This window comes from Frankia sp. AgPm24, assembly GCF_023243055.1.
GTDB lineage: Bacteria > Actinomycetota > Actinomycetes > Frankiales > Frankiaceae > Frankia > Frankia umida.
This window is the reverse complement of sequence record NZ_JALKFW010000196.1, coordinates 24,416-35,343: the sequence shown is the minus strand read 5'-3', so window position 1 is coordinate 35,343 and position 10,928 is coordinate 24,416. Positions and strand designations below refer to the sequence as shown.

Sequence of the window (10,928 nt, the reverse complement as noted above, 5' to 3'; positions counted from 1 at the left end):
CCACCTAACCGACTACCAGAAGTAACGATCAATCGGTATGCCTCGCGGCAAGGAACTACTGAGGCGCTGCACTAGGGACCGCGCTCCGATCCCCGACACCGGCCGGACAGCCTGCCTCGGCTGCCGGCCGGGAAGCGCTGCGGCGCAGAGCACCGCGCGGTGCCGCGGCGCGGCGCGGGCAGCCACCGGGCACCCGGCTCAGTTGCCGCCCGCGGTCATGATGTCGGTGTTGATCTGGCTGATCTTCTGCTGCAGCTGGCCGAGCTGGGTGACCGCGTTGTCGAGCGCCGTTCTGGTCTGCGGCCAGATGTCGGTGCGGAACTGCACGGCAAGGCCGCCATCCCAGTTGTTCGGGTCGCTCAACAGCTGACCCTCGTTCTTCAGGTTCTGGATCTCCTGACTGAGCCCGGAGTTGATGATCTGCTGCATACGCCCGATCGCGTCACGTGCCGTGTCGGTGGAGACAACCCGAGCCATCGATTCCAATCCCCCTGAGTCGATTCATCCGCCACGGCCATCATAGCCACACCATACGTTCGGGCGATACGTCTCCACCCTGACCAGGTACTTTCTGTCAGGCCAAAGCCGCGAACATCCTGGTCAACGAAGTTCGACCAGAGGATGGTCTGGTGCGCCCACCCCGGAGAACCGTCTCTTCGCGGAGCATCGACGTTCTCGTTGAGACTTCCCGGGGAGTTCTCCCCGACGGGGTTGTCTGCGCTACCCCAAACCGTCGCTGCCAGTTCCAGCGCGACCGAATGTGGTTGCACGTACGTCGAGGGGAGCCTGCCCGCGGCGCGCATCGGCGTCCCCGTCCGTACCCGAACCCGCCCGTACCCGAACCCGCCGAGACCTGGGTGCGCGCCGCGCCGCCGGACCGCGCGATCGACACGATCACGAAGCGGAGCCTCGACGGGGATCGACTCCGAACGGCTACTGGATGATCGACGGACCGACGGCCGTGGAGCAGCGAGCCAGTTCCTCGGCGCTGAGCTCGAGATCGGCGGCCGCGGCGGAGTCGACGATCGACTCCGGCCGGCGGGCCCCGGGGATCGGGATGACGTGGTCGCCGAGCGAGAGCTCCCACGCCAGCACCACCCGCTGCGGGCTGACGTCGTGCGCGACGCCGATCCGCGCGAAGACGTCGAAGCGCTCTCCGATGGTCCGCGCGCCACCACCGGTACCACCGAGCGGGCTCCACGGCAGGAACGCGATACCGCGTTCGGCACAGTAGGTCAGCTCGTCGAAGCTGCTCGGGTACAGCGGGGAGAACTGGTTCTGCACACTGGCCAGGCCGCCCGCCCCGAGGATCCGCTCGGCGATCGCGATCTCCTCGACGTCGGCGTTGGAGATGCCCACGGAACGGATCTTGCCCTCCTGCCGCAGGACCCCGAAGTTCTCGATCACGTCCGCGTAGACCAGCCAACGGTCGGGCCGGTGCCACTGGTAGAGGTCGATCACGTCGACCCGCAGCGCGCGCAGCGACCTCTCCACCGCCGTCCGCAGGTGGTCCAGGGAGCCGTCACGCCCCCATCGTTCTCCTTCGGAACGGGTGATACCGCCCTTGGTGGCGATGAGGAGATTGTCGACGTCCCGGCCGAAGGAACGGACGGCCCGGCCCACGAGCGTCTCGTTGTGGCCCAGCTGGTCCCAGCTCGGCGCGTAGACGTCAGCGGTGTCGATGAGGGTGACGCCCGCGTCGAAGGCCGCGTGGACGGTCGCGATCGCCTGCTCCTGCGACGGACAGCTCCGGTCCTCGTTCATGGAGAACGGCATCGCACCGAGGCCGATCGCGGAAACGGTGAACGGCCCCAGGGATCTCGTCTTCACGCCCGACAGCGTACCGCGAACACATCACTGTCCGTCACAGCTCAACGTCGCCGAGTGCGCGAAAGGCACGCGCGACCTGGACCATCTCGAACGTCCGCCGGCTCGACACCGCCATGGCGGGAGCTACGGCCGCGGCCCGGCGATCCCGCCCTGTCGACGACCCGCACCTTCCGCCTGCGGTAGCCGGCTCCACCTGAGCCGGCCCACGAGGACGACTCATCAACTCGCCGGCGCCCTCCGATACCGCCGTAGCCTGGCAGCACAGAACGCCGGATGTCGAGATCGTGAGATGAGGTCGAAGGAGTGCGGGTCCTGCTACCGCCGAGCGAGGCGAAGGCCACCGGTGGCGACGGGCCGTCGCTGCGCACGGCCGGCTTCGGTGCCGGCCCGCTCGCGGACGCCCGCGCCGAGGTCGTCCGGGCGGTCACCGCGTTCTGCCGGTCCAAACCGAACGCGGCGATCGCCGCGCTGCGGCTACCGGCCTCCCGCGCGCAGGCCGACCTGGCCGCCAACACCGCGATGCTGGACGCACCGACGATGCCCGCGCTTGACCGGTTCGTCGGCATCCTCTACCAGGCACTGGACCCGGCGAGCCTGCCAGCCCCCGCACGAGCCGCGGCCAGCCACACCCTGTTCGTCTCCAACGGGGCGTTCGGCCTGCTCGGCGCGGCCGAGCCGGTGCCCGACCACCGGGTCGCCATGACCGCGGCGATCCCCGGCCTCGGCGGCCGCGGCGTATCGACCGTCCTCGCGGCCTTCTGGCGCGCCCGGCTCGCCTCAGCCCTGCCCGACCTGTTCACCGGCGCCCCGGACGACATCGGTGAGCACCTCGTCGTGGACCTGCGCTCGTCGGACTACGCGACCGTGCCCTCCCTCACCGGACCGGCGCGCGCCAACGCCCTGCCGGTACGTGCCCTGACCGAGAGACTCGTCGACGGACGCTGGGTCCGCCGCCCCCTCAGCTACCAGGCGAAGCAGACGAAGGGCCTGCTGACCCGCGCGCTCCTGCTCGCCGACACCGCCGGACGCCCGGTGAAGACCATCGACGATGTCGCCGAGGTGGCCGAGTCCGCCGGCCTCGCCGCCGAACCACGCGGCACCGCGACCGCACCCACCCTCGACGTCATCACCCGCTGGCACCCCACCACCTGAAGCAGCCCCCCGTTACCGCGGGTGGGCGTCAACGAACGTACCGGCTGAGCTCCCAGCGCCCTCGAGCCCGACGGATCCGGGCTCGCCGCCATCGGTTCCCCGCCGAACGAATCGGCCTCGCACCGTCGGCGCACAGCCATCGCGTTCTCCTTCTCGGGCGTTTCACCGGTTCCCGAACGGGCGCATGCCGGTCGCTCTCAGCAACAATCACCACATCAGCAAATCGGCCTGTTACTTCTCTTCACACACCACATCCGTCAGTCCACTCTCTTCCGCCGGCCGCCACGAAATGGGCCATCCCAACTCGCCGTCAACCGCGAGACATCTCACCGGCCGACCCGTGTCGTCCCGACGCGACCACCATGCCTCCGGGTATATTTACCCGCCTTGAATGGATCGATCTTCCGCGCGACGCACACCTTCTTGTCACAGGCGTTTTCTGGCGCAGCCGGGGTTCACTGTCAACGCAGGAGCTGAACATGACAAAAGATCGGCGATCCCCCGGTTCCGAGCTGGCCGGCCCCAGGTGACAGGCCGCGTTTCCCGGCAGGTGCCGCACCGCGGGCCAGCCACGACGCGCCGACAGACCGGCAGGAACCAGGCGACCGGAAACAACGCCGCGGGATGGCTGTCGCGAGCGACCGCGAAGCGCAAACCTGGTGACGTGGATTTCCCCGGGCAGCCGTTCACGCCCATGGACACGCTTCTTCTCGGGTACCAGCGCGCGTTTCCGACGACGCCGTTCGCGGTGGGCTGCCTGTTGGATGTCCACGGGTCCGTACCCGACCTCGAGGCGCTGCGTGAACTGGTCACCGATCGGGCCCGCAGCTGCCTCCCGCTGACCCAGCGTATGCTCGCGGCCCGGCGAAGGCGCCCGTGCTGGGTCGCGGACAACACCTTCGACGCCGCCCGGCACGTTCATGCCTGCCAGCTCCCGACCGGGTCGGACACGGCGGGACTACGCGTCGCGGTGCAGCGACTGTCCACATCCGCATTCCCCGCGGACCTGCCTCCCTGGCAGCTCTGGCTGCTGCACGGGCACCGCCCGGACGGCTTCTCCCTGTTGTTTCGCTCCAGTCATGTGTGGATGGACGGTCTGGGGCAGAACCTGCTGCTGGAGAGGCTGTTCGGCCATCCGGGCCCCGGGGCGACCCACGCTCCGCTTCGGTCAGCATCGGCCCGCCGGTCCGACCCACGGGCCCTTGGCCATGCGACCGCGCACATGTTGAGCTGGTGCACGCGGACAGCCACGATCGGCCCGTTCGAACAGGCGCTGGTCGGGCACCCCCAGCACACCTGGCTGAAGGTCGACCTGGCCAGGTTGCGAGCCATCGGCCGCGCGTTCCAGGTGCCGGTGAACGACATCTTCCTGGCCGCGCTCACCGGTACCCTTCGCGCCTGGTCAAACGTGAACACCGAGCATGTCAGCCGGCGGCGGGAACTGGTGCATGCCGCGATGCCGGTCAGCACACGCCGGACGACCGAACAGATACGTGTGGGCAACTATCTGACCTCTGTCCGGATCGCGCTGCCCTACGGTGAGGTCTCGGTGCGCCGGCGGGTCGAGGCGATCCATCGGCAGACCTCGCGGCACAAGAGGGTCGGCACACCGGGCGTCGCCGAACGCCTTTTTCTCTGGACGGTTCCGAATCCGCTTCGGCCGACCGTGATGGCCGCCGACATGATGTCGCGGGTCTTCGCGCTGACCGCGTCGAATCCACACGGTCTGAGCGGGCCGCTGGACGTCCTCGGCCGCCCGGTCACCGCGGCGGTGCCGATTCCGCCGCTGCCCGGCGGTCAGCGCATGGCGGTCATGCTCGGTGGACTCGATGGGCAGGCGGCCATCGGATTCACGCTGGACGGGGCCGTCCAGGGCGGCTCGCACCTGCCCGCGCTGTTCGAGGCCGAACTGCGCGCCCTCGAGGTGGAAGGATGCCTGCACCCGGGCCAGCCGCCGTTCGCATGGATTCCCCCGCCCGCCGCCGAACCCGCCGCCGACCTGGCCGGCGCCGACCGCTGAGATCGACTCGACTGGTATCCGCGCTACCCGCCGTCTTCGGTGTGATGCCGGCTGCCCGCCCCCCGGGCGCGGCGTTTCGACCCCGTCTGGCGAAACAGCGCGACAAGCGCGACGACCACAGCGCCGAGGACGTAGCCGCCGGGGCGGGCGTACACGTCGGCGACGGCGAGGTCCCGAAACAGCGCCATGTACAGGACGTAGGGGCCGACGGCGACCGCGATCCACTCCAGGCGTCCGGCGAGGACGGCGAGGACCACCAGCAGGATCGAGTACCAGGGCTGGGCCGGCGTGGCGACGAGGAACGCGGTGCCCAGCACCCACAGGGCCGCCCGTTCGACCGGGACCCCGGCCGGATCGGTGCGCCAGACGACGAGCGCCACGGATCCGACCGCCGCCACGGCCACGGTCTTCGCCGCCGTCCCGGTCAGGCCGAGCAGGCCGAGCAGCAGGAACCGGTGCCCTTCGTTGTAGCCCTCCACGGTCAGGTAGCGGGGTAGGAAGCCCACGACCGCGGTGCCGACCACCGCGACGTGCGGCAGGTAGGACAGGACCACGACCCCGGCCGCGGCGACGGCGACGACGGCTCGCCGCCGCGCGGCGGCGGGGATCAGCAACGCGGGATAGAGCTTGACCGCCACGGCGGCTCCCAGCAGCGCGCCCGCCGCCAGCGGCATGAGGTGATGACGCCGGCGGGCCGTCCAGAAGCCGCCGTGCTGCGATCCCCCGTCCGGGTCACGTCCGCTCGGATGAGGGTGCGCGTCGGCGGCCGCGGGTGGGGCGGAGCGGGTGGTGGGTGTGGCTGGTGGTGCCTGCCGGGGCTGGCGCAGCAGCGCCAGTGCGGCGGTGGCGGCGAGGACGGCGAGGATGTCGACGTGCGCGTCCATCCCGACGTCGAGGCCGGCGGACGGCCCCCAGGCGTAGGCGGCGGCGAGACCCGGATGACGGCCGAACCGGGGCAGCACCCGGATCAGCAGCAGGGTCGTCGACAGCGACAGCACCGCCGCGTAGAGCTGCAGACGGTGCTCGCGTGGCGGGCCGGGCAGGTAGTGCACGGCGGTGAAGTAGGCCTGCGCGACCGGCGGGTAGATGGTGTGCGCCGTCGGATAGTTGATCCTCGTGCAGCCGGGCCGGTGGCCCAGCCGGGCGCAGCCGGCCGGGTCGGGCCACAGCCAGCGGTCCCGCAGTGGCGCCAACGCCTGAGAATCGGTCGCGTAGCGGTACGGGTCGATGCCGGCGCTGGACACCTTGCCGTCCCAGGCGTAGCGGTACAGGTCGTCGCTCATCCTCGGCCCCGAGGCGGAGGCGAGGACCAGGGCGTGGATGGCCACCGCCCCGGCCACCAGCAGCAGGAGCACGCCGCGGCGCGGCGCCACCCGCACCAGCACGGCCACCGCGAGCATGGCCACCGCCCACCAGCCGAGAACCAGGTAGAGCACGGCCGGACCACCCGGCAACGGGCCCGGCCGGGTGATCGTCGCCGCTTCGAGTGCCAGGGCGCCCGCCAGCAGCACCCCGGCGCAGATCAGCCAGTGCCGTCCGGTGCTGCGGCCCCGGGTGGATGTCGACGGGCGGCGCTCGCCGCGGGACGCCTCGCCGGGCCGCGGCGTCGGATCACGCGGCCGCGGGGTTGGGTCGTGCTTGCGCAGGATCGACGGGACGGCCACGGACCGAGCCTGCCGCGCCGGAGCGGCGGTGTACGTCGGGCCGGCGCGGTATCCGCGGATCGTAAGGAAACGATCAGGGATTTCGGAAGATCGATCCCCTTACCGTCCGGGCATGGACCTGCGCGACCGACGGCGGCCGGCACATCCGCGACATCCGCGATATCCGGCGTCTCCGCGACGACGGCTGGCATCCCCCGGGCGGCCGGCACGGTTGCGATGGCCGCGCCGCGGGCCGGTGCGGCCAGCGGCGTTCACCAGCCGTCTGCACGATCCGCGGATGGCGTCGCTGCTCGGCATCTGGCTCGGCGTCGCGTTCGGCACGGCGTTCGTCACGGGGCTCGTCTCCCATTTCATGCAGCACCCCCCGGACGGGTTCTCGTGGCCGTCCCGGCCGGTCTGGTTCTACCGGTTCACCCAGGGGCTGCATGTGACCAGCGGGCTGGTGAGCGTGCCGCTGCTGCTGGCGAAACTGTGGACGGTGTATCCGCGGCTGTGGGAATGGCCGCCGGTGCGCGGCGTCGCGCACGCCGCCGAGCGGATCTCCATCATCCCGCTGATCGCCGGAGCGATCTTCCAGCTGGCGACCGGGATCGCCAACATCGCCCAGTGGTATCCGTTCCGGTTCTTCTTCACCGTCACGCACTACTGGGTCGCCTGGATCACCATCGGCGCCCTGATCGTGCACATCGCCGCGAAGATCACCATCGTGCGGGCCAACGTCGGCCGGGACCGGGCGGCCCGAACGCACCTGAGCGATCGGATCAGTCAGCCCGAACCGACGGACGACGGACTGTCCCGACGCGGGTTCGGGCTCGCGGTGGGCGCCGCCGCCGGGGTGGTCACGGTGACGACCGCCGGGCAGTTCGTGCCGGGCCTCGGGGACACCGTGCTGCTGGCACCCCGCAAACCCGGCGTCGGTCCGCAGGGCCTGCCGGTGAACCGCACCGCCCTGGCCGCCGGGGTCGTCGTCATCGCCCGGGACCGCGGCTACCAGCTGGACGTCGTGGGTCCCCGGCCGTTCTCGCTGTCGCTGGACGAGCTGTACGCGCGGAGCCTGGTCACCGTGCGGCTGCCGATCACCTGCGTCGAGGGCTGGGCGGCGGACGCCACCTGGACCGGGGTGCGCCTGGCCGACCTGCTCGACCGGGCCGACGTACCGGCGCACGCGAGCGTGCGGGTGGAATCGCTGGAACGCCGCGGCGGCTACCGGACCAGCGTGGTCGATCCCCCGCACGCCCGGGATCCGGCGACGCTGATCGCCACCCGGCTCGGCGGTGCGGTGCTCGCCCTCGACCACGGCTACCCGGCCCGTCTCATCGCGCCGAACCGGCCAGGTGTCCTGCAGACCAAATGGGTGCACCGGGTGGTGATGGTGTGACCGGCCCGCAGCCCACGGACCGCCCGCCGGGCGCCGACAGCTCCGATCCGCCGGGCCTCGTCGACCGGCACGATCCTGCCCAGCCCCACGCGTTCGCCCGGGTCGTCACCGCGGTCCGGGCCGGCACCGCGGTTCGGGCCGTCGCGGCCGCTGCCGGTGTGGCCGTGGCCGGATACGGGATCGCCGGCCTGATGGCGCATCCCCGGGCCACCCATCCGGTACACACGCTGCGCTGGCTGCTGGGGGGACTGCTCGGGCACGACGTGATCGTGGCACCGGCCACCGCCGTGCTCGGCGTCATCCTGAGCCGGATCGTCGCGCACCCCTACCGGGCGGTGATCCAGGTCGCGTCGTTCGTCTCCGCCTCGGTCGCGCTGGTCAGTTTTCCGTTGTGGTCCGGCCGGGTCGGTCATCCGGCGAACCCGTCGGTCGATCCGCTGCCCTACGGGCGCAACCTGCTGATCGTGCTGGCAGCGATCTGGACTGTCGCCGCGGCGGTCATGCTCCGGCGCGCGGTTCGAGCACGGCGAAGTACCGACCGGCCCGGGCGGTCACCGCGGTGACGCGCAACCCCACGGACGCGCCGAGCGGCCCGATCCCGTCCACACCCACCGTGGCCCAGCGAAACGGCGCGCTGGTCAGGCCCGCGACCTCCAGCCTGGCGGGATAGGCCCGGGTCGGCCGGCCCGGGCCCTCCAGCTCGGCGAGGATCCGCCCGCGTCCGGCCAGCAGGGCCCGTGCGCGGCGCAGCAGCCGGTCCGGATCGCCGCCGATACCGATGTTCCCGTCCGCCAGGATGATCTCCTGCCAGCGCCCCGTGTCCGGGACCGGACCGAACACGTCCAGGCGCAGCGCCCTCGCCCCGGCCCGCCGGGCCAGCGTCACCGCACCCGCGGTGACGTCGATCCCGAGAGCGGGGACGCCGCGGCGGGTCAGCGCGGCGGCCAGCCGTCCCGGGCCGCAGCCGACGTCGAGCGTCGGTCCCTGGCAGGCGCACAGCAGCACCTCGTCGCCCGCTACCGGATCCCCCCGCCACAGGTCGACGGGAACCGGCCGGCGACCGTCGGGGCCGCGGGCCCACAGCCGGGCGGCGGGGACCCGCAGGGCCAGCTCGTACAGATGTCCCGCCGGCACGCCGCCCGTCGCCGGCTCCACGGCCGGCGCCGTCACGGTCGGCTCCACGGCGGACGCCGTCACGGTCGGCTCCACCGCCGGGGCCGTCACGCGGTCTCCCGTGCGCCGGCCGGGTCACATGGCCGCGGGCGCAGATCGGCGGCGACGGCCGCGAACCGGCCGCGGGGGGCGAGGGCCGCCACCGGTGCGATGTCGGCGGCCGTGTCGACGTCACGCAGCACCGGCAGATCGACCACCCGCAGGCCGGCGTCGCGCAGCCGGGTGTGCTGGCGGGCGCCGGTGTCGGGCCGGGAGGTCGGCACCCCGCGCACCAGGTCACCGTCCGCGGCGCCGAGACCCAGCAGCCACCATCCGCCGTCCCGTGCCCGGCCGAACGCGGCGTCGGTGTCCCGGCGCAGCCGCGCCGCGGCCCGGAGCAGCCCGGCCGGGGTGATCTGTGGGGTGTCCATCCCGACCAGGAGTGCCGGCTGGCCGCGGACCGCGTCGAAGGCGGCGGCGAGGCGGACGTCGAGCGGCCCGTCGACCTGGGCACGCAGGGCGAACTCCCGGGGCAGCCAGTGGCCCGGATGGCCGTCGAGGACGACCAGGGGCCGGACCCCCAGTGTTCGGCTCGCGGACGCCACCGCGTCCAGGGTGTCCGCGAGCGCCGCCGCGGCGAACCGGGCCGCCTCCCGCGGTGTGTAGGGCGGTGTCAGCCGGGTCTTGACCCGGCCGGGCAGCGGTTCCTTGGCGATCACGATCAGTGTGGGTGGGCCGAGCGGGTTCGGCGACCGGTCGGCGGCTGCCGGCAGATGGCGGGTCCCCGCACGGCCCGGGGGTCGCGTCATGGTCATGGCAGACGTCGCAGGATCGCTGTCATGTCCCGCACGGCGCGGGCGGTGCCCAGCGCGGTACCGGTGACCTTCGACCGGCCCGTCCGCGGGTGGTAGCGGACGTCCGTCTCGGTGATCCGCCAGCCCCCGGCGGCAGCCCGGACGACCAGTTCCAACGGGTAGCCGAACCGGCGGTCGGTGATCCCGAGGTCCAGCAGGTCGGCGCGCCGGGCGACGCGCATCGGCCCGAGGTCACGCACGTCCGTCCCGCACCGGCGGCGCACGGCGGCCGCCACCACCGCGTTGCCCACCCGGGCGTGCACCGGCCAGGCGGCCGATGTCACCGGACGCCGCCGGCCCAGCACCAGGTCGGCATGGCCGGCGGTCACCGTCGCGACCAGTCCGGGCAGTTCGGCCGGGTCCAGCGAGGCGTCGGCGTCGCAGCAGCACACCACCGGCGCGCGCGCGGCGAGCAGGCCCGCGTGGACCGCCGCGCCATAGCCGCGTTCGGTCACCGTCACCACCTCGGCGCCGAGCGTGCGAGCCAGCTGGGCCGACCCGTCGGTGGAACCGTTGTCGGCGACGATCGGGTGATAGCCGACCGGCATCCGGGAGAGCACCCAGGGCAGTGCGCTCGCCTCGTTCAGACAGGGCAGGACGACGTCGATCCCGCCCGGTAGGTCGGCCGGGTCGGCCAGGTCGGCCAGATCGGCCAGATCGGCCAGATCGGCCAGATCGTCCGGGTCGGCCAGATCGTCCGGGTCGGCCAGGTTGGCCGGGTCCCTGGCGGTGTTCACGATGGGCATGCGCGGCACGCTAGCCACGGTTGGTGACCGGAATTCTTACGGAACGGGGATGCCTGCCGCGGGCACCGAGCCCGTCATCCGAGCGACCGGCGGAGAAGATTACGAATCCCGAACGGGCACCCGTCTCCTCCA

10 protein-coding genes are annotated in these 10,928 nt (G+C 72.3%); 4 read left to right on the top strand and 6 right to left on the bottom strand.

Features of this window, described 5'->3' with window-relative positions; translation table 11 throughout:
• Nucleotides 1-198 precede the first annotated feature (198 nt).
• Both MXD61_RS16135 and MXD61_RS16130 read right to left on the bottom strand, forming a co-directional pair.
• Complete coding sequence (locus MXD61_RS16135; protein ID WP_248814091.1) at nucleotides 199-477, bottom strand: hypothetical protein; 279 nt, start codon at nucleotides 475-477, stop codon at nucleotides 199-201.
• Nucleotides 478-933: 456 nt separating this feature from the next.
• On the bottom strand, nucleotides 934-1,830 hold the full coding sequence (locus tag MXD61_RS16130; protein ID WP_248814090.1) for an aldo/keto reductase: 897 nt from the start codon (nucleotides 1,828-1,830) through the stop codon (nucleotides 934-936).
• 303 nt (nucleotides 1,831-2,133) lie between these two features.
• Between MXD61_RS16130 and yaaA the strand changes: the two genes are divergently transcribed.
• Complete coding sequence (gene yaaA, locus MXD61_RS16125) at nucleotides 2,134-2,982, top strand: peroxide stress protein YaaA (RefSeq protein ID WP_248814089.1); 849 nt, start codon at nucleotides 2,134-2,136, stop codon at nucleotides 2,980-2,982.
• Nucleotides 2,983-3,676: 694 nt separating this feature from the next.
• Complete coding sequence (locus MXD61_RS16120; protein ID WP_248814088.1) at nucleotides 3,677-5,002, top strand: wax ester/triacylglycerol synthase domain-containing protein; 1,326 nt, start codon at nucleotides 3,677-3,679, stop codon at nucleotides 5,000-5,002.
• A gap of 23 nt (nucleotides 5,003-5,025) precedes the next feature.
• Here the strand turns inward: MXD61_RS16120 and MXD61_RS16115 are convergent, their stop codons facing one another.
• Complete coding sequence (locus MXD61_RS16115; protein WP_248814087.1) at nucleotides 5,026-6,666, bottom strand: hypothetical protein; 1,641 nt, start codon at nucleotides 6,664-6,666, stop codon at nucleotides 5,026-5,028.
• Between the two features lie 277 nt (nucleotides 6,667-6,943).
• Here MXD61_RS16115 and MXD61_RS16110 point away from each other — a divergent pair, with 277 nt between their 5' ends.
• Entirely contained in the window at nucleotides 6,944-8,044 is a 1,101-nt protein-coding gene (locus MXD61_RS16110) for a molybdopterin-dependent oxidoreductase (RefSeq protein ID WP_248814086.1), read from the top strand.
• On the top strand, nucleotides 8,041-8,607 hold the full coding sequence (locus tag MXD61_RS16105) for a hypothetical protein (RefSeq protein WP_248814084.1): 567 nt from the start codon (nucleotides 8,041-8,043) through the stop codon (nucleotides 8,605-8,607). The genes MXD61_RS16110 and MXD61_RS16105 overlap by 4 nt, the downstream gene beginning before the upstream one ends.
• Here the strand turns inward: MXD61_RS16105 and MXD61_RS27710 are convergent.
• The 3 genes from MXD61_RS27710 to MXD61_RS16090 are packed head-to-tail and all read right to left on the bottom strand — an operon-like array spanning nucleotide 8,543 to nucleotide 10,796.
• Nucleotides 8,543-9,268 (bottom strand): methyltransferase domain-containing protein, encoded by a 726-nt coding sequence (locus MXD61_RS27710; protein ID WP_248814082.1) that lies wholly within the window; start codon nucleotides 9,266-9,268, stop codon nucleotides 8,543-8,545. The two genes, MXD61_RS16105 and MXD61_RS27710, sit on opposite strands and share 65 nt — an antisense overlap.
• Entirely contained in the window at nucleotides 9,265-10,011 is a 747-nt protein-coding gene (locus tag MXD61_RS16095) for a DUF2064 domain-containing protein (RefSeq protein WP_251080060.1), read from the bottom strand. Before MXD61_RS16095 ends, MXD61_RS27710 begins: the two co-directional genes overlap by 4 nt.
• A complete protein-coding gene (locus MXD61_RS16090; protein WP_248814080.1) occupies nucleotides 10,008-10,796 on the bottom strand; it encodes a glycosyltransferase family 2 protein in 789 nt (262 codons plus the stop codon). The genes MXD61_RS16095 and MXD61_RS16090 overlap by 4 nt, the downstream gene beginning before the upstream one ends.
• Nucleotides 10,797-10,928: the final 132 nt, after the last annotated feature.